Origin of the sequence: Rhizobium sp. L43, assembly GCF_002531725.1 — a bacterium.
Classification (GTDB): domain Bacteria; phylum Pseudomonadota; class Alphaproteobacteria; order Rhizobiales; family Rhizobiaceae; genus Rhizobium.
In genome coordinates this window covers 95,713-115,548 of sequence record NZ_NWSQ01000008.1, presented here as the reverse complement: position 1 = coordinate 115,548, position 19,836 = coordinate 95,713, and the positions used below count along the sequence as shown (strand labels likewise).

Genomic DNA, 19,836 nt, shown 5'->3' with positions numbered 1-19,836 from the left:
TCTTACTTGAGATAGTGGATGTGCGGGCGCGAATGGTAGGGCGACGCTTCGATGCGGGCTTCGATGGAAAAGACCTCGCGCAGGAGGTCTTCGCTCAATATGTCCTCAGGCGCGCCGGAGGCGACGATCCTGCCTTGCTGCATGATAACAAGCTCATCGCAGAACATGGCCGCGTGGTTGAGATCGTGCAAAGCGACGATGCTGGTGATCGGCAGGCCGGAGACGAGCCGCATCAGGCCGATCTGGTGCTGGATGTCGAGGTGGTTTGTGGGTTCGTCGAGGATCATCTCTTGCGGCGACTGGGCGAGCGCCCTGGCGATATGAGTGCGCTGCTTTTCACCGCCCGACAGGTTCTGCCAGCGGTCGTCGCGCTTCTCCGCCATGCCGGCGCGCGCGAGCGCACTTTCGACCGCCTCTTCGTCGGCCCTCGTCCAGCCCGAGAACATCGACCGGTGCGGAAATCGTCCGAGTTTGACGACGTCGACGACCTTCAGATTGGCATTCGTCGTCGCGTGCTGTTCGACGAAGGCGATGCGCCTCGCGATCGAGCGGCGGCTGATTGCGCCGATGTCGCTGCGGTCGAGCGTGACACGGCCGGAATGCGGCCGCTTCAGGCCGGCGAGAAGCCGCAGCAGCGAGGTCTTGCCCGAGCCGTTCGGCCCGAGCAGGCCGAGCATACGGCCGGGCTGCGCCTCCAGGGAAACGCCGTCCAGAATGGTCTTCCTGCCAATTTTCCAGGTGAGGTTGTCGGCCTTGATGCTCATGACGCGCGCTGGAACCGGTAGAGAATGATCGAGAAGAAGGGAACACCCACGAGCGCCGTGACGACGCCGATCGGCAGGATTTGACCGGGAATGAGGGCGCGCGCGGCAATGTCGGCGAGCACCATGAAGATCGCTCCGCCGATGGCGCAGGCCGGCAGCAGGCGGATATGCAGCGGCCCGACGACGAAGCGGGCGACATGCGGCACGACGAGACCAACGAAGCCGATCGAGCCGACCATGCTGACGATCGTCGCGGTCATCATGGCGGTTAGCGCGGAGAGCACCATGCGGGCGCGGCCGACATTGACGCCGAGCGAGGATGCCGCCTCGTCGCCGAAAGCGAAGGCGTCGAGCACGCGGGCGTAGAACAGACAGGCGGCGAGACCGAACCCGACGACGATCGAAACCAAAGCGAATTCCGGCCAGCGCACGCCGCCGAAACTGCCGAGCAGCCAGAACATGACGTCGCGGGCTTGCTGTGCATTGGCCGAGGTGGTGACGATATAGGAGGTCGAGGCGTTGAAGAGCTGCGATGCGGCGACACCGGCAAGGATGGTGCGGTCGGCGCCACCGCGTGTGCCGTTCGACAGCAGTGCGACGAAGAAGAAGGCTGCGAAGGCGCCGGCAAAGGCGCCTGATGAGAGCGAGACCGCGCCCGAGCCGATGCCCAGGATGACGATCGCGACGGCGCCGGTAGAGGCGCCGGCGGAAATGCCGAGCACATAGGGTTCGGCAAGCGAGTTGCGCAGCAGCGACTGCATGATCGCGCCCGACAGCGCAAGGCCCGCGCCGCAGAAGGCGGCAACGAGCGCCCGGCTCAGGCGATAGTCCCAGATAACCGTCTCGTGGATGCCGTTCAGCTCGATGGCGGTCCATCCAAGCCGGTTGGTGACGGCCGAAAAGGTGGTCGCCAGCGGAATCGGCAGGTCGCCGATCCCGACGCTGACGCCGACGGCGACCGCGATCAGGCAGAGGGAGGCGAGCAGCAGTGCCGTGACCGCCCCCAACTGCCGGAAGAGACGGCCTGCGTCGGTCACTTCCGCAGACCGAGCGCCTTCAGCTGCTCGGCTACCTGCTCGGCGCCGTAGATCGTGCGGATGGTCGGGTTCATGGCCTGGCCGTCCATGACGACGAGCGCCTTGTTCTTGACGGCCGGGATCTGGCTGACGGCGGGGTCGGTGTTCAGGAACTTGATCTTCGCCTCGGGCTTGTCGAGTTCCCAGCGGTTGCGGTCGAGGCTGGCGACGACAATGACGTCGGGATTGGCGGCGATGATGCCTTCCCAGCCGATCGTCGGCCATTCCGCTGCCGCGTCGATTGCATTATGCCCGCCGAGCAGGTCGGCAATGAAGCCGGAGGCGCTGTTCTTGCCGCCGACATAGGCATCGGCTGATGGGCTGGGGCTGGAGAACCAGAAGACGTAGGACAGGTTCTTGCCGCCCTTGGAAACGCTCGCGCGAAGCTTGGCCTCACGCGCCTTGAAGTCGGCGATAACAGCCTGGCCCCGATCGGCAACGTCGAAAATCTCAGAGAGTTCGTCGATTTCCTTGTAGAGAAGATCCATGTTCCACAGCTCGCCGCGGCTGCCATACTGGTCCTTGACGTCCTTGGTGCTGAGGCAGGTGCTGGGCGAGAGATAGGTTGAAACACCGACCTTGTCGAAATCCTCACGCTTGGCGATCTTGCTGTTCGGCCCGACGAGGCTCGGCAGGGCGACGGCCACGAAGTCGGGATTCTCGGCCAGGATCGACTCGAAGGTCGGCATCTCGACGGTGAGAAGCTTGACCTTGGCATTGGCCTCGGCGAGCTCCGGCAGAACCTTGCTCGGCCAGAAGGCGGTGCCGTCCATCTTATCCTGGAGACCGAGCAGCAGCAGGATTTCCGCGCTGTTCTGGCCGAGGCCGATCGCCCGCTCGGGCGCCTTCTTGAAGGTTACCTCAGCGCCGCAGTTTTCCAGCGTCAGCGGATAGGTGGTCGAACCGGCCAATGACGGGGTTGCGGCAAGGCCGATCAGGGCGGAGAGGCCGCAGGCGGCCAGGAGCGATTTGAGGCTGGTCACGAAGAAATCCCGGTGCGTGAATATATGCGCCCGGGGTATAGCCGCAGGAGCGGCTAGGAAACAAGACAAAAATGATCAACTTTTCGCAAAAAATCGACAGTGCCGGATGTTGCGGCCGGAGTAACGATCTCCGACGTCGCAAGCAAAACCTTTGAGCTTGGTCAGGTGAGTTTTCCCACGAGCTTGGCATAGTCCGAAAACGTGGCTCCTTCGCCTTTGCGGCCGGCTTCGCCGGCAAGCTGCAGCACGCGGATCGGAAACAGGATCGCCGCCCGGTTGGCGCCGGAAAGCTCGTGGTCGTCGTCCTCCTCGATCGCCTTTTGAGCCTTCGAGAGCGCGGCGCCGATTTCCCCGCGCGTGAGCAATTCCTTCTCGGCGATGGCGTCGCATATCGAGGCCATCGCCATGATCAGGCCTTTGAGCTGCAGATTGGCGGTATTCATGGGAACTCCCAGGTGAAGAGCGAGATTTAGTCCGCCTCGACCGGTCGGATCGTGTCGACCGAGACCGTGCCGTCGAGGATACCCCGCTTTATATCACGTCTGTTCCGATCGATCTCGATCACGGTGTAGAGCTTGTCGTCGCGGAAGGCGCTGGCATTGACCGTCGTCACATCCTCGGCGGGCGCCGCATCGACTTCCATGAAATCGAGTTCGCGCGCTGCGGCGACGATTCTGGCGTCGCCCGGGGTTCTGGCGGCCACGACAACGATGCCGTGTCCCGGGGCATTGTCCCATCTGGGATCATCGGGTTTGGCGATCGGTTCCAGCCGGTAGATATTGAGCATCTCGCCGCCGGTTTCGGGTGACGCCTCCGCCGCCGCATCCTGCATTTGCGCCTGGCTCTCGACCGACCTTCCGAAGGTGTTCGGATTGGTCGCGTTGTTGGTCTCTTCCCTGCCTGTCCTTGAGACGTTCGACATGTCGCTCTCCATCATCAAGACGGAAACGACGCCCGGCGGGAAACTGTTCCCGCGCAGGCGAAGTTTACGGCTGACGGTATATGGGTCTGTACAACCGCGCGGCTCAGCCATACCCTTTTTCCACTCGAGCACTAAATTATCTCCAGTCGAGCAGGGGGGATTTTCGTGAGCAATCAAACCAGTGAATTTTCGCGGGATAGCGTCACGCCAGACAGCATCAATGGGCACGACCACAAGACGATGGCGTTCGACGACGCCAGCGCACTTCTGGAGGTCCTTGTCGCAGTCAGGCGCGGCGATTTTTCCGTGCGGATGCGGTCGGATCTGACCGGCGTCACGGGCAAGGTCGCCGACGCTCTCAACGACATCATCGCCGCCAATCAACGCATGGCCCAGCAGCTCGAACATGTCGGCCAGGTCGTCGGTCGGGACGGGCGAACGAGCACGCGGGTGCGCTTCGGTTTGTCGGATGGTTCCTGGTCTGAAATGGAGGGTTCGATCAACGGCCTGATCGACGATCTCCTGTGGCCGACGACGGCGGTCACGCGCACGATCACCGCGGTTGCCAAGGGCGACCTGCTGCAGACCGTGCCGCTCGATGTCGACGGGCGGGCGCTGAAAGGCGAATTCCTGCGCTCGGCCGATATCGTCAACACGATGATCAAGCAGCTGAGCGTGTTCACTTCTGAGGTGACGCGCGTCGCCCGCGAAGTCGGCACCGACGGCAAGCTCGGCGGGCAGGCGCAAGTGCCCGAGGTGACCGGCGTCTGGAAGGACTTGACCGAAAGCGTGAACTCGATGGCGTCGAACCTGACGGCGCAGGTGCGCAATATCGCGGAAGTGACGATCGCGGTTGCGAACGGCGACCTTTCGAAGAAGATCACCGTCGACGTGCGCGGCGAGATCCTGCAGCTCAAGGAAGCGATCAACACCATGGTCGACCAATTGCGCTCCTTCGCCTCGGAAGTGACACGCGTCGCCCGCGAGGTCGGCACCGAAGGCAAGCTCGGCGGCCAGGCGCTGGTTCCGGGTGTGGCCGGCACCTGGAAGGATCTGACTGACTCGGTCAACGCCATGTGCGGCAATCTGACGGCCCAGGTGCGCAACATCGCCCAGGTGACGACGGCGGTCGCCCGCGGCGACCTCTCGCGCAAGATCACTGTCGACGTCTCGGGCGAAATCCTGGAACTCAAGGAAACCATCAACACGATGGTGGATCAGCTCAATGGTTTCGCCGGCGAAGTGACGCGCGTGGCGCGTGAAGTCGGCACCGAAGGCCGCCTCGGCGGCCAGGCCCAGGTGCCCGGTGTCGCCGGCACCTGGAAGGATCTCACCGACAACGTCAATTCCATGGCCTCGAACTTGACGGCACAGGTGCGCAATATCGCCGAGGTCTCGACGGCAATCGCCAATGGCGACCTGTCGAAGAAGATCACCGTGACGGTGTCGGGCGAAATCCTCGAGCTGAAGGAAACTATCAATACGATGGTGGACCAGCTGAACGCTTTCGCTTCGGAAGTGACGCGTGTGGCGCGCGAAGTCGGGACGGAAGGCCGGCTCGGCGGCCAGGCCAATGTGCGCGGCGTGGCCGGCACCTGGAAGGACTTGACCGAAAACGTCAACTCGATGGGCGGCAACCTGACGGCGCAAGTGCGCAACATCGCCGAAGTCTCGACCGCGATTGCCAATGGCGACCTGTCGAAGAAGATCACCGTCGACGTGAAGGGCGAGATCCTCGAACTGAAAGAAACCATCAATACGATGGTCGACCAGCTGAACGCCTTCGCCTCGGAAGTGACGCGCGTCGCCCGCGAAGTCGGCACCGAGGGGCGGCTCGGCGGCCAGGCCAATGTGCGCGGCGTCGCCGGCACCTGGAAGGATCTGACCGACAGCGTCAATTCCATGGCCTCCAACCTGACCGGACAGGTGCGCAACATCGCCGAGGTGGCGACCGCGGTCGCCCAGGGGGACCTTTCCAAGAAGATCACTGTGACCGTGTCGGGAGAAATCCTCGAACTGAAGGAAACCATCAATACGATGGTCGACCAGCTCAACGGCTTTGCCGGTGAAGTCACGCGCGTGGCGCGCGAGGTCGGCACGGAAGGCCGGCTCGGCGGCCAGGCGAACGTGCTCGGCGTCGCCGGCACCTGGAAGGATCTGACCGACAGCGTCAATTCCATGGCGGGCAATCTGACGGCGCAGGTGCGCAACATCGCCGAGGTCTCCACAGCGATCGCCAATGGCGACCTGTCGAAGAAGATCACGGTGTCGGTTTCTGGCGAAATCCTTGAGCTCAAAGAAACGCTGAACACCATGGTCGACCAGCTGAACCGCTTCGCCTCTGAGGTGACGCGCGTCGCGCGCGAAGTGGGAACCGAAGGCAAGCTCGGCGGTCAGGCGCAGGTGCCGGGCGTCGCCGGCACCTGGAAGGATCTCACCGAAAACGTCAACTCCATGGCCTCTAACCTCACCGGCCAGGTGCGCAACATCGCCGAGGTGACGACGGCTGTGGCGCGCGGCGACCTCTCGCGCAAGATTACCGTCGACGTGAAGGGGGAAATCCTCGAACTGAAAAACACTATCAACACGATGGTCGATCAGCTCAACGCTTTTGCCGGCGAAGTCACGCGTGTTGCCCGCGAAGTCGGCACCGAAGGCAAGCTCGGCGGCCAGGCGCAGGTCTCCGGGGTCGCCGGCACCTGGAAGGATCTGACCGACAGCGTCAATTCGATGGCCGGCAACCTGACGGCGCAGGTGCGCAACATCGCCGAAGTGGCGACCGCGATCGCCAACGGCGACCTGTCGCGCAAGATCACCGTCGACGTGCGCGGCGAAATTCTGCTCCTGAAGGACACTTTGAATACCATGGTCGACCAGCTTCGGTCCTTTGCCGGCGAGGTAACGCGTGTGGCCCGCGAGGTCGGCACGGATGGCAGGCTCGGCGGCCAGGCGGTCGTTCCCGGCGTCGCCGGCACCTGGAAGGACCTGACCGACAACGTCAACCTGCTTGCCGCCAACCTCACAACACAGGTGCGAAACATCGCCGAGGTGACGACCGCTGTGGCGCGCGGCGACCTTTCGCGCAAGATCACCGTCGACGTGAAGGGCGAAATCCTCGAACTGAAGAACACCATCAACACGATGGTGGACCAGCTCAACGCCTTTGCCGGCGAAGTGACCCGCGTTGCCCGCGAAGTCGGCACCGAAGGCAAGCTCGGCGGCCAGGCGCAGGTGCCGGGTGTGGCCGGCACCTGGAAGGACCTGACCGACACGGTCAACGTCATGGCCGCCAACCTGACCGAGCAGGTGCGCGGCATCGTCAAGGTGGTGACGGCGGTCGCGAACGGCGACCTCAAGCAGAACCTCACCGTCGCCTCCAAGGGCGAGGTGGCAGCGCTTGCCGAAACCATCAACAATATGACCAACACGCTCGCGACCTTCGCCGATCAGGTGACCACGGTGGCGCGTGAAGTCGGCGTCGAAGGCCGCCTCGGCGGCCAGGCGAACGTACCCGGCACCGCCGGCACCTGGAAGGACCTGACCGGCAACGTCAACCTGCTTGCCGCCAATCTGACGACGCAGGTGCGCGCCATTGCCGAGGTGGCGACCGCCGTCACCAAGGGCGACCTGACGCGCTCGATCAAGGTCGATGCGCGCGGCGAAGTGGCCGAGCTCAAGGACAACATCAACACGATGATCGACAATTTGCGCCTGACGACGGAGCGCAACACCGAGCAGGACTGGCTGAAGACCAACCTGGCGCGCTTCACCAATATGCTGCAGGGCCAGCGCGATCTGACGCTGGTCGGCAAGATGCTGCTGTCGGAGCTGGCGCCTCTGGTCGGCGCCCATCAGGGTGTCATCTACCAGGTGGATGCCGACGAAGAGCAGTCGTTCCTGTCGCTGCTTTCCGTTTATGCGCAAGGCGTCGAGGCGGCGCATCCGCTGCGGCTCGACTTCGGCCAGGGACTTGTCGGCCAGTGCGCCAGCGATGCCCGCCGCATCCTGGTCACCGACCTTCCCGATAACGTCGTTCCGATCAGCTCCGGCGTATTCACGACCCTGCCGAGAAGCGCCATCGTGCTGCCGGTGCATTTCGAGGGGCAGGTGAAGGCGGTAATCGAGCTTGCCTCCGCCGGCGAATTCACCGAGCTGCAGCTCTCCTTCCTCGACCAACTGACGACATCGATCGGCATCGTTCTCAACTCGATCGAAGCGACCATGCAGACCGAAGGCCTGCTCAAGCAATCCCAGCAGCTCGCCGCCGAGCTGCAGACGCAGCAGCGTGAGCTGCAGCAGACCAACGAACAGCTCGGGCAGAAGGCGCAGCAGCTGGAAGAACGCAACGTTGAAGTCGAGGCGAAGAACCAGGAGATCGAGCAGGCCCGGCGTGCGCTCGAGGAAAAGGCAACCGAGCTCGCGCTGACATCGAAATACAAATCCGAATTCCTCGCCAACATGTCGCATGAGCTGCGCACGCCTTTGAATTCGATCCTCATCCTCGGCCAGCAGCTGGGAGAAAATCCGGATGGCAACCTGTCGGGCAAACAGGTCGAGTTCGCCAAGACCATCCACGGCGCGGGAACCGACCTGCTGAACCTCATCAGCGATATCCTCGATCTGTCGAAGATCGAGTCCGGAACGGTCTCGGTCGATGCCGAGGAGATCTTCGTCAGCAACCTGCTCGAGATGATGGCCCGGCCGTTCCGGCATGAGGCCGAAAACCGCAGCCTGTCGTTTGCGGTCGAGGTCGACGGCGATGTCACCAAGAGCATCATTACCGATTCCAAGCGGTTGCAGCAGATCCTCAAGAACTTGCTGTCGAATGCCTTCAAATTCACTGCGCAGGGCGGCGTGACGCTTCGCGTCGCGTTGGCCACGAGCGGCTGGTCGCCCGATCATCCGTCGCTGCGGCATGCGCCTTCGGTGATCGCCTTCGAAGTCGTCGACACCGGTATCGGCATTCCGCCGGAAAAGCAGCGCATCATTTTCGAGGCGTTCCAGCAGGCGGATGCTTCGACAAGCCGCAAATATGGCGGCACCGGCCTCGGCCTGGCGATCAGCCGCGAATTGGCGAACCTGCTCGGCGGCGAGATCCAATTGCGCAGCACGCCGGGCGTCGGCAGCACCTTCGTTCTCTACCTGCCGCTGACATATGTCGGTGCCGGTGCGGTTGCACCCAGGCCCGCCCCAACGCCGGCGAACGTCGTGGAATTTGCCGAAGCGGCTGCCCGCCGCGCCGAGAAACCCGCCGAACGTGTCGCAGACGATCGTCAGCGGATAGCGGTCGGCGACTCGGTATTGCTCGTCGTCGAAGACGATGCGCATTACGCCCGCGTCCTGGTCGATCTCGCCCGCGACAATGGCTTCAAGGTGCTGGTCGCGATGCGCGGCAGCGATGCGCTTGTTCTTGCGCAGGAGTACAAGCCGTCGGCGATCTCGCTCGATATCTTCCTGCCCGACATGCTCGGCTGGACGGTGCTGAGCCAGCTCAAACAGAATTCGCAGACGCGGCATATTCCCGTCCAGATCATCAGTCTCGACGAGGACCGCCAGCATGGGCTGACCCGCGGCGCCTTCGCTTTCATGAGCAAGCCGACGACGCCTGAGGGACTTGGAAAGGCGCTGTCGCGGCTGAAAGCCTACGCCGAGCCGCGCCGCAAACAATTGCTGCTGGTGGAAGACAATGAGGCCGAGCGTATGAGTGTCACTGCCCTTCTCGGGCATGACGACATCGACATCACCAGCGTCGGTTCCGGATCGGAAGCGCTCGCCGCTCTTAGGCAGGACCCGCCGGATTGCGTCGTGCTCGATCTCACGCTGCCTGACATGTCCGGCTTCGATGTGCTGGAGCAGATACGCGACGACGCGGAGATCGGCGAAGTGCCGGTGGTCGTCTTCACCGGCCGGGAGCTCTCGCCTGAGGAAGATGCGACGCTGCACAGCATGGCCCGAAGCGTTGTGGTGAAGGGTGTGGAGTCGCCCGAGCGTCTGCTCGACGAGACGGCGCTGTTCCTGCATCGCGTCGTCGCCGACCTGCCGGCGGCAAAGCAGGCGACGCTGCAGGAACTGCACAGCTCGGACGAAGATCTCGTCGGCGAGACCGTATTGCTCGTAGACGACGATGCCCGCAACATTTTCGCGCTGAGCAGCGTGCTGGAGCGCCGGGGAATGAGGGTCCTGACCGCGACGACCGGCAGTGAGGCCATCGAGGTCATCAACAACGAACCCTCGGTCGCGATCGTGCTGATGGATATCATGATGCCCGGAATGGACGGTTACGAGACGATGCAGGTCATTCGCTCGGAGCCCCGGTTCCGGCGGCTGCCGATCCTGGCGCTGACGGCGAAGGCGATGAAGGGCGACCGGGAGAAATGCCTGGAAGCCGGCGCGTCGGACTACCTGGCAAAGCCGGTCAATACCGAGCAGCTCCTGTCGGCTCTGCGCATGTGGCTGCACCGCTGAGGATCCGGCCATGAACCCTGTCAACATCCTCCTCGTCGACGACCAGCCGGCAAAGCTCCTGAGTTACGAGGTCATTCTCGAAGAACTCGAGGAGAACCTCATCAAAGCGCAATCCGCTCGCGAAGCTTTCGAGCATCTGTTGCGCACCGAAATCGCTGTCATTCTCGTCGATGTCTGTATGCCCGAACAGGACGGGTTCGAGCTCGTCAGCATGATCCGGCAGCATCCGCGCTATCAGAATACGCCGATCATCTTCGTTTCCGCCGTCATGCTGGCGGAGCCGGACCGGCTGCGCGGCTATGCCGTCGGCGCCGTCGACTACGTATCCGTGCCGATCGTTCCGGAGGTTCTGAGGGCCAAGGTCAGGGTCTTTGCCGATCTCTATCGGAAGACGCGGGAGCTTGAGCGTCTGAACGCCGATCTGGAGGCTCGGGTTCGCCAGCGCACCGCCGAACTCGAGGCGTCCGCGGACCAGCTGCGCCAGCTCAACGAAGAGCTCGAACATCGGATCGACCAGAGAACACGCGAGCGCGAGGAGGCGCTGGCGCAGCTGTTCGAGGCGCAGAAGCTCGACACGATCGGCCATCTCACCGGTGGCGTGGCCCACGACTTCAACAATCTTCTGATGGCGGTGCTCGGCAGCCTCAACCTTCTGAAGAAGCGGCTGCCAGCCGACGAACGCAGCGAACGACTGGTGACGAACGCGATCCAGGCGGCCGAGCGCGGCACCGCGCTGACCCAGCGCCTGCTTGCCTTCGCACGCCGCCAGGAGCTCAAGCCGCAGGCGGTCGATTTCCTCATGCTGTTCGAAAACGTCGAGGATCTTCTCGCCAAAGCGGTGGGGCCGCGCATCGAAATCCGGAAAAGCATTCCGGCAGATCTCGCGCCTCTGCTGGTCGACAGCAACCAGCTGGAACTGGCGCTGCTCAATCTGTTCGTCAATGCCCGGGATGCACTCGAAAGCGGCGGCGCCGTGACGGTTGCCGCCGCTCAGGCCGAAGAGCCCCGGCCGGCCGGTCTTACGGGCGGAAGTTATATCAGGATATCGGTGTCGGACGATGGTGAAGGCATGGACGAGGCGACCGTCTCGCGTGCCGCCGAACCCTTTTTCACCACCAAAGGAGTCGGCAAGGGCACGGGCCTCGGCCTGTCGATGGTTCATGGCCTGGCGGCGCAATCCGGCGGTTCGATCCAGATATCGAGCACGATGGGCAAGGGCACGACCGTATCCCTGTGGCTGCCCGTCGCCGAGACCGTCGTCAAGGCGCAGCCGGTCGTCGAGCCTCCGGCGGCGGAGACTCTGACACCGGTGTCGCGGCCGCTCGCCATTCTCGTCGTCGACGATGATGCGCTTGTCAGGACGGGAACCGTGGCGATGCTGGAAGATCTCGGGCACCTGCCGCGGGAAGCGTCTTCGGCTTCCCAGGCTTTGGAATTCCTTGCCGACGGACCGAACTGCGATCTCGTCATCACCGATCATGCCATGCCCGGCATGACGGGCGCGGAACTTGCGCGTCACCTTCGTTCGGTTTTTCCCGGCCTGCCCATTATCCTTGCTTCCGGCTATGCCGAGTTTTCCGAAGACCATGGCCTCGGCCGGATGCTGCGGATGAAGAAGCCGTTCACGCAGGAACAGCTTCGGGCGGCCATGGATCAAGCGCTCTCGGGCAAGGTCGCAGCAGCCTGACGATCGAGGCGAGGATACGCTGCTTATATTGCGTTAGGGCCGGCTCTCACTCTAGTCGTTGTTAAACCGCCGCCCGGCATAGAGGATGCGGAGCCGCGGCGGCATCCGCTTTGCGCTCGCGCCGGCGAAACTTTTTGTGCTGACAAAAGTTACCCAAATCCCATCCCTTCACCAAAGGCTTTCCCTTGACCAAAATGACGTTCGGCCCCGCATTCACCGAAGAGGGCATTCTGTTTCGCCTTTGGGCTCCCTTGCATGAAAGCGTGTCGCTGAAGCTTGAAGGCGCTGGCCCGCGGCCAATGCAGGCGGCTGAAGACGGCTGGCACCGGTGCACCGTTGCGGATGCTCGTCCCGGGGCGCGCTACCGCTTCGTCTTGCCCGACGGCCTCGAAATTCCCGATCCCGCCTCGCGGTTCCAGCCGCAGGATGCACACGGTCCGAGCGAAGTGATCGATCTTCCCTCTTATCGCTGGAAGACGGGCGACTGGACCGGCCGGCCCTGGGAGGAGATGGTCATCTACGAGATGCATATCGGCGCCTTCACGCCGGAGGGCAGCTTCAGGGCCGCCATCGAGCGGCTCGACCATCTGCAAGCGTTGGGTATCACGGCGTTGCAGATCATGCCGCTCAGTGAATTTCCGGGCCGTTACAGCTGGGGTTATGACGGCGTGCTTCCCTATGCTCCCGACAGCAGCTACGGCCGGCCGGAGGATTTCATGGCGTTGGTGGACGCAGCACACCAGCGCGGCATCTCCGTTTTCCTGGATGTCGTCTACAATCACTTCGGGCCGGACGGGAACTATATTCCGTCCTATGCGCCGCTCTTTACCGACCATCACAAGACGCCGTGGGGCCATGGCGTCAACTACGACGGCGACGGGTCGGAGATGATCCGCAAGTTCATCATCGAGAATGCCCTCTATTGGATCACCGAGTTCAGGCTCGACGGTTTGCGCTTCGATGCCGTTCACGCCATCAAGGACGACAGCGCCGAGCATCTGCTTCACGAACTCGCCCGCCGCGTCAGGGCGGCGGCCGGCAACCGGCATGTGCACCTGATCGTCGAAAACGAGGAAAACGACAGCGAGTTGTTGAAGCGTGACGAAAAGGGGGAGGCGAGGCTGTTCACTGCCCAGTGGAACGACGACGTGCATCACGCGCTGCACATCGCCGCGACTGGCGAGACCTTCGGCTATTATGCCGATTACGCCGGCGACACCGGCAAGCTCGGCAGGGCGCTGGCGGAAGGTTTCGTGTTCCAGGGCGAACATATGCCGTACCGTGGCGGAAGCCGGGGCAGGCCGAGCGGCCACTTGCCGCCCACTGCCTTCGTGTCCTTCATTCAGAACCATGACCAGATCGGCAACAGGGCGCTGGGCGACCGGGTTCTGGCGTCAAGCCCGGTCGACGCCGTCAAGGCCGTCATATCAATCTATCTGCTGGCGCCCGAGATACCGATGCTGTTCATGGGCGAGGAATGGGGCGCCACAGAGCCTTTTCCCTTTTTCTGCGATTTCGATGAGGAGCTGAACGAGAAGGTCAGGAAAGGCCGCCGCGAGGAGCTTTCCCGTCTGCCGGGCTTCGACGCCGACGACCTTCTCGACCCGACGGCGCCTTCGACCTTTGCTGCGGCCAAACTGGATTGGTCGAAACTCGCCGCCTCTGACGTGCTTGAATATTACAGGACACTTCTCGATCTCCGGCACCGGCGGATCGTTCCTCTGCTGAAAGGTGCCCCCGCCGGAAGCGCGGTTTACCGCGCGGCGGGCAACGAGATCGCGGTGGATTGGACCCTGGCGGAAAGCCGGCGTCTTCATCTGCGCGCCAACCTCGGCAATGCGGCGGCGCCGCCGCTCGCCGCGCAGCAGGACGACGCCGAGACGATATTCCGGCTCGGCGGCAGCGACGGCGGCGATCTCGCGCCTTGGACGGTGATCTGGAGCATCAGCGAGGCGTGACGGCGGTGGGAGGAAGGATCGAATGATGAAATCCGCTGCGCTCGACAAGCTCGCCCGGCTCCACGGCATCAGTCCGACCAGGCCCAGCCCCGACAACCGGGAAGTGATGATTTCCGCCGCGACCAAGCGCAAGATACTCTCGGCGCTCAATGTCGAGCTGACGGGGACGGCGGATCTGGAGACCGGCGCGCTGCGGCGGCAAGTCAAGCCGGACGGCAGGACGATCCCGGTGTCATTTCTGCCGGATTTCCTTTCCGGCACACGGGTCTGGGGCGTGAGCCTGCAGCTTTACGAGCTCCGTTCGGCACGCAACTGGGGCATAGGAGACTTCAAGGATCTGTCTGATCTGGCCGATCTGGCCGGAGCGCTGGGGGCCGATTTCATCGGCCTCAACCCGCTTCATGCACCGTTTCTCGCCGATCCCGACCGCTGCAGCCCCTATGAACCCTCGAGCCGCCAGCATCTCAACCCGCTCTATATCGCGGTCGATGAGGTGCCGGGTTTTGCCGGCAGTCCCGAACTCGAACGGGAATTGGAGCGCCTTCGCCAATCCGATCTCGTTGACTACATCGGCGTCGCGCGAACCAAGCTTGGAGCCCTTCATGATCTCTGGTCGGTGTGGCAACAGCGACGCGCCGGTGACAAGACCGGCTATGACGATCCGGCCGATTTCGATGCCTTTGTCGCGCAAGGCGGCGACAGCCTGCGGCGGCATGCGCTGTTCGAATGCCTCTCGTTTTCCATGAACGCGCGCGGCGCGGGTGCCGGCTGGCAGCGGTGGCCGGTCGAGTTCCAGCGCTTCGACAGTGTCGCTGTCGCCGATTTCGAGCGCGAGCATGCGGGCCATGTTCGCTTCCACATGTGGCTGCAGTGGCTCGCCCACCGGCAACTGATGCAGGCGGCAGAGCGGGCGCGCAAGGTCGGCCTGCGGCTCGGGCTCTATCTCGATCTTGCCGTCGGGGAGGCGGTCGACGGCTCGGCGACGTGGAGCGAGCCTGATATCTATGTCTCCAAGGCGACGATCGGCAGCCCTCCTGATCCATTCGCCGTAGACGGGCAGGATTGGCACCTTGCCGGATACCTGCCATCCGAAATTGCCGGAGGCGGGGTGTCGCCTTACCGGCGCATGGTGAGCGCCGCCATGCGCTATGCGGGCGCCATTCGCATCGACCACGCCCCGGCCGTCCGCCGCCTTTTCCTGGTTCCACTGGGCGACAGGCCGGATAGCGGCGCCTATGTCGGCTATCCCGAGGGTCGGCTGCTGGAGATCCTCGCGGAGGCGTCCGCCGAACATCGATGCCTGGTCATCGGAGAATCTCTCGGAATGATCCCGGAGGGATTGCAGGAGGATCTGGCCGCCGCCGGCATCCTCTCCTATCGGATCCTTTCCTATGAACAGGACAAGAAGGGCTTCAAGCCGGCCGATGCCTACCCCGTTCTCGCGCTCGCCTGCATTTCGACGCATGACCATCAGACCCTTGCCGGCTGGTGGCGCGGCGCCGACATTCAGGACCGTTGCGAACATGGCATCGTGCCGCCCGATCTCACCGAAGAGCATCTTGAACACCGCAAGCGCGAGCGGAGATACCTGAAAGCGGCATTCAAGGCCGCCGGCCTCGACTTGCCGCCCCGGCTCACTGCGGCGCGGGCAAGCGAAGAGACGCTGAAAGATCTGACCGTCAGCGCCTACCGTTTCATTGCTCGGACTCCATCGCTTCTGACCGCCGTGCGGCTTGCCGATCTCACTGACGAGAAAAGACCGACCAATATTCCGGGCACCAGCGACAGCTATCCGAACTGGAAGCCGAAGCTATCGGTTTTGCTGGAGGATTTGATGTCGAGCCCGCTGCTTAAGAGCGTAGCGGCGGCAATGCGGGAGGAAAGGCCGCGGGAGTGATTGAGGTCGAGCGAGCCGTCAGCTTCGTGATCGTCGTTCGATCGGATCTGCCGCCAAGGGAAATCGATCGCGGAGGAACGAATAGGAAGCTAGCGAATTTACACGAATAAGGACAGGAATGTTAAGATGAGGGCCTATCCGCTTTCGCCGCTTTAAAGGCGGCGCGACCAATATGGTGGGACAAGATCATGACGACCGCAATCATCCTTATCGCATTGGCTCTGATCATCATCTACGCCGGCCCGACCTTGCTGTTCATCTGCGTCGGCTATGCCGATTATGTGCTGGAGCGGCGAAGACATCTGGTCGCCGTGAAGCACGCCGTCAGGCGTCGCAGCGACGAGTTTTAGAGCCACGGTATCAAAGGGTCAGCTTTTTCATCGGCCTTAATGCTGCTTGGCCGTCCCGTGGGAATGGACCCAGAGGCAGGCTGGAAAACCCGCCTCTGGCTGCAGCTGTTCTGCGAGCAGCTTAGTCGTTCGCCGTGACCTTGACGCCGAGCACCGAAGGAATGGTGTTCGGTGCGCCCATGGCAGCACCCATGATCATTGGGAAGGGAACCGGCTTTTCCGGCGCGGCGCTGATTGTCAGGCTTTTCGGCCCGTCGAGATAGGTATTGACGGCAGCCGATACCTGGTTTTGCAGCTCCGGCAGGTTGAGCTGCGCCATCATGATCGGTACCAGACCTTTCAGCGATTGCGCCAGCTGGTCTCCCGTGACCCCCTGCTGCGAGCCGGCATAGTCGAGTGCCTTCTTGGTGATCGACGCATCGTCGAAGCGGATCGACGCGCTGTTGAACGTCAACTGCTGCATCAGCCCCAACATCGCCAGGCCGACGGCCTGGTTGGCCTCTTCCTTGTTCGGATTGGCCTCGGCGGTCTTCACCGCCTCCTGCAGTGATTTGATGAAGCCGAGCGTGTAACCGGAAAAGTCGACGGCGACGTTCAGCCGGCCGATATTCTTGAAGTCGAAAGCATATTCGTCGACGGCGACCTTGCCGCTTTCGACCTCCCAGCTGCCCTTCATTGTCACCGTGCCGTCGAGCGTCGTCAGCCCCAGCTTCTCGATGGCCTGCTTCGCACTTGCCTCCTCGACCTGCGACAGGTCGGCTTTGATGCCGGCGACATTGGCGTCATAGGCAAAGCCGCCGTCCTCGCGCCCCAGGTTTGACTCGATGCCCTCGATCGCCAGCACGTCCTTGCCCTTGACATTGACGGCGATCGGGCCGGTGCTGAACGTCTCATACAGGAGGATATCGTTCAGCGTGTCGCCCGCTGCATTGGCTGGAATCGTCAGGCCGGAGATCTCGATGTCCTTGGCGGAAAAACGACCTTGCTCCTGGCTCATGTCGATATCCGGGAAAGAGACGGTCTTGGCGTGGTAACCGCCGCCTTCGGTTTCCTCGACGCCCTCGAAGGTGAGTTCGCCGATCTTCAAAGTATCGCCGGGCAGGTTTGCATATCCCACCTGGACGCCCGTAGCCGTTACCGTGTCGCCATCGACATCCGCCTTCTCGAAGGTGATGACCGTGCCGCCGGCACTGGTTGCGGCATTGAGCTTCTTCATCATGTCAGTGCCGTCAAGAGCAAGCGCCGGGCCGGCGAGCGTCAGGAAGGCGGTGCTTGCCATCATCAGGTGGAGACTGCGCATATGCTTCATCGAGATATCCTTATGTCGAAAGTAGATACGGGATTTGAGAAATTCCCGGACATACCCGCCCGCTCCCAGGCGTGAGAGCGGCTGGAGGTCGCGGTTCATCTGGTCGGCTAATTGGGGGGTGAGGAGGTCAGGTTCCGTCGGAACCGTCGGGCTGAAGAGACATAGCCAACCTTCCGCCGGGGATTAACGGCAGCATTTTCTCTATCAAAGGTAGTTTTTCGGTTCATTCTCACACATGAATTGTATTCTTGCGATTCTTGCAAGCCTCAAATTCCGATTGCCAAGCGAAATCACCCGTCGGATTTCTGCGCCTTTTTCAATGCCCTAAGCGGCAGAGCCAGCTCTTCGCTTTCGGTTCTCAACTAATATATTTGTATTTTAGCATGGACGATGATTGATCGTTCGGGATAAGACGCTCGCGCTACAGACAGATAATGGATCGAACGACCGATAGGGCGTGGCCTGCATTCGTTCAATCAGGAGAAGCGTGATGCAGCCCGGTCGCACAGGCCTTGCCGTCTGCATGATGGTGGCCGCCGCCTTTTTGAACAGTCTCGATGCCATCATCGTGCGCTTGTTGGCTGGCGACGTGCATCCGTTGATGATCGGCTTTTTCCGGTCGTTTTTCGGACTTCTCGTCGTCACGCCGTGGATGGTGTCGCGGGTCGATCTGAAAGCCTCTCCCTATCGTCTTCTGCATGTGCTGCGTGCGGGTCTGAAGCTTGCCTCACTGGTTGCTGTGTTCATCGCCTTTGCGCACGCGCCACTGGCCGATGCCACGGCGATCAATTTCACCATGCCGATGTTTCTCGATCTCGGTGCGTGGCTCGTGCTTAGGGAAGATGTCGGCGTCTCCAGCGTCGCCGGCATTGCCGCAGGCTTTATCGGCGTCATGATCATCATTCGTCCGGGAGCATCCGGTTTCGACCAATGGCTGCTTTTTGCGCTGGCAGGAGCGGTCTTGACGGCGGCGAGCCAGTTGATGCTGCGGCGGATGGCATTGCGGGATAGTGCGGACCGGCTGGTTGCATGGAATCTGATAACGACCGTGCCGCTCGGCCTCATCGTCATGCTGCCGGTATGGTCAATGCCGACCTGGAGCCAACTCGGGCTGCTTGCCATGCAAGGGGCGCTCGGCGCCCTCAACATGACGCTGATCACGCGCGCCTTCGGTATGGCGGCTGCGAGCGTTCTGGCGCCGCTCGACTTTCTCCGGCTGCCGGTCGTGGCACTCATGGCCTTCTTATTTTTCTCCGAAGTTCCGGCGGCGCAGACGTGGATCGGTGCAGCGGTCATCATCGGCGCGACCATTGTTGCAACGGGCGGCATGGCGTGGCGACGAAAGCCTCCGGTTGATAAGAGCTGACGATTTTGAGAAAGGGGGTTCACAAAAATTCTAGATAAACTAATATTTCAGTTAACCTGTCGCCGGAGGGGGCGACGGGCGGGGCTTCGGACACGCGAAGACCAGGCCTGACGGTCCGCATGGGTTCACTCGGGAGGAGTGCATGAAAAGTTTCATCGGCAAACGCGCGATCGCCAGTGGCGTCTCGCTCGTGGTGCTTATCGTCATCGTGTTCTTCTTGTCCCGGCTGACAGGTGATCCGACCGACCTCTATCTGCCGATCGACGCGACCACGGAGATGCGCCAGCAATTCCGTGAGATGAACGGGTTCAACGACCCGTTGATTATCCAGTTCGGCCGTTATGTCTCAGATCTCGCCCAGGGCAATTTCGGCCAGTCGCTGCGCCAGGCCCGTCCGGCCATGGATGTCGTGCTCGAGGCCTTCGTCTGGACCTTCTGGCTGGCTGTCATCACCATGGCGCTGGTCACGGTGGCTGCGATCGTCATCGGTTCGCTCGCGGCGTTTCGCGTCGGCGGCGTCTTCGACCGTCTTGCCACCTTCTTCTCGCTGATCGGCGCTGCAGCCCCGGATTTCTGGCTGGCCATCGTGGCGATCGTCATTTTCGCCGTCAAGCTGCATGTCCTGCCGACATCGGGAACGGGAACTTTCTGGCACTGGGTCCTGCCGGTCAGCGTGCTGTTCATCCGGCCCTTCGGCCTGATCCTGCAGGTGGTGCGCGGCTCGATGATCAGCGTGCTGTCTTCCGCCTACGTGAAGACGGCTCGCGCCAAGGGCGTCCGTTCGAACTCCATCATCTTCATTCACGGGCTGCGGAACGCCATGTTGCCGGTGATCACCGTCATCGGCGACCAGGCGGCCGCCATCTTGAACGGTGCCGTTGTCGTCGAGACAGTGTTTGGTTTTCCCGGCATCGGCAAGCTGATGATCGATTCCATCCTCCTTCGCGATTTCGCCGTCGTGCTGGCCGTCATCATGGTCTCGGCATTGGCGATCTTCATCATGAACCTGCTGATCGACATCGCTTACGCGCTGCTCGATCCGCGTATCCGGTATTGAGC

13 protein-coding genes are annotated in these 19,836 nt (G+C 62.4%); 7 read left to right on the top strand and 6 right to left on the bottom strand.

Going from position 1 to position 19,836, the window contains the following annotated elements:
* Window positions 1-2: 2 nt before the first annotated feature.
* The 5 genes from CO667_RS12465 to CO667_RS12445 form a co-directional block, all read right to left on the bottom strand.
* On the bottom strand, window positions 3-764 hold the full coding sequence (locus tag CO667_RS12465) for an ABC transporter ATP-binding protein (protein WP_097618663.1): 762 nt from the start codon (window positions 762-764) through the stop codon (window positions 3-5).
* Entirely contained in the window at window positions 761-1,801 is a 1,041-nt protein-coding gene (locus CO667_RS12460) for an iron ABC transporter permease (RefSeq protein ID WP_097618662.1), read from the bottom strand. The genes CO667_RS12465 and CO667_RS12460 overlap by 4 nt, the downstream gene beginning before the upstream one ends.
* Window positions 1,798-2,823 carry an ABC transporter substrate-binding protein gene (locus CO667_RS12455; RefSeq protein WP_097618661.1) on the bottom strand — a complete coding sequence of 342 codons (1,026 nt, stop codon included), beginning with the start codon at window positions 2,821-2,823 and terminating at the stop codon, window positions 1,798-1,800. The genes CO667_RS12460 and CO667_RS12455 overlap by 4 nt, the downstream gene beginning before the upstream one ends.
* Before the next feature lie 161 nt (window positions 2,824-2,984).
* Window positions 2,985-3,266, bottom strand: coding sequence for a hypothetical protein (locus tag CO667_RS12450; RefSeq protein ID WP_097613600.1), 282 nt, complete (start codon window positions 3,264-3,266; stop codon window positions 2,985-2,987).
* 26 nt (window positions 3,267-3,292) lie between these two features.
* A complete protein-coding gene (locus CO667_RS12445; protein ID WP_097618660.1) occupies window positions 3,293-3,745 on the bottom strand; it encodes a hypothetical protein in 453 nt (150 codons plus the stop codon).
* 165 nt (window positions 3,746-3,910) lie between these two features.
* Between CO667_RS12445 and CO667_RS12440 the strand changes: the two genes are divergently transcribed.
* The 5 genes from CO667_RS12440 (at window position 3,911) to CO667_RS35360 (ending at window position 16,102) form a co-directional block, all read left to right on the top strand.
* Window positions 3,911-10,210: a HAMP domain-containing protein gene (locus CO667_RS12440; RefSeq protein ID WP_097618659.1), complete on the top strand. Its 6,300-nt coding sequence runs from the start codon at window positions 3,911-3,913 to the stop codon at window positions 10,208-10,210.
* Window positions 10,211-10,220: 10 nt separating this feature from the next.
* Complete coding sequence (locus CO667_RS12435; RefSeq protein WP_097618658.1) at window positions 10,221-11,897, top strand: response regulator; 1,677 nt, start codon at window positions 10,221-10,223, stop codon at window positions 11,895-11,897.
* 185 nt (window positions 11,898-12,082) lie between these two features.
* The gene (treZ, locus tag CO667_RS12430; protein WP_245433129.1) at window positions 12,083-13,855 is read left to right on the top strand and encodes a malto-oligosyltrehalose trehalohydrolase; all 1,773 of its coding nucleotides are present in this window, start codon (window positions 12,083-12,085) and stop codon (window positions 13,853-13,855) included.
* Window positions 13,856-13,880: 25 nt separating this feature from the next.
* Window positions 13,881-15,752, top strand: a complete 1,872-nt coding sequence (gene malQ, locus CO667_RS12425; RefSeq protein WP_179874131.1) for a 4-alpha-glucanotransferase — start codon at window positions 13,881-13,883, stop codon at window positions 15,750-15,752.
* 188 nt (window positions 15,753-15,940) lie between these two features.
* Window positions 15,941-16,102 (top strand): hypothetical protein, encoded by a 162-nt coding sequence (locus CO667_RS35360; RefSeq protein ID WP_179874126.1) that lies wholly within the window; start codon window positions 15,941-15,943, stop codon window positions 16,100-16,102.
* 121 nt (window positions 16,103-16,223) lie between these two features.
* Here CO667_RS35360 and CO667_RS12420 read toward each other — a convergent pair whose 3' ends face one another.
* On the bottom strand, window positions 16,224-17,411 hold the full coding sequence (locus CO667_RS12420; RefSeq protein WP_097618785.1) for a hypothetical protein: 1,188 nt from the start codon (window positions 17,409-17,411) through the stop codon (window positions 16,224-16,226).
* 490 nt (window positions 17,412-17,901) lie between these two features.
* Here CO667_RS12420 and CO667_RS12415 point away from each other — a divergent pair, with 490 nt between their 5' ends.
* Together CO667_RS12415 and CO667_RS12410 are read left to right on the top strand one after the other, a co-directional pair.
* On the top strand, window positions 17,902-18,777 hold the full coding sequence (locus CO667_RS12415) for a DMT family transporter (protein WP_097618655.1): 876 nt from the start codon (window positions 17,902-17,904) through the stop codon (window positions 18,775-18,777).
* A 142-nt stretch (window positions 18,778-18,919) separates the two neighbouring features.
* Complete coding sequence (locus CO667_RS12410; RefSeq protein WP_003550760.1) at window positions 18,920-19,834, top strand: ABC transporter permease; 915 nt, start codon at window positions 18,920-18,922, stop codon at window positions 19,832-19,834.
* Window positions 19,835-19,836 lie beyond the last annotated feature (2 nt).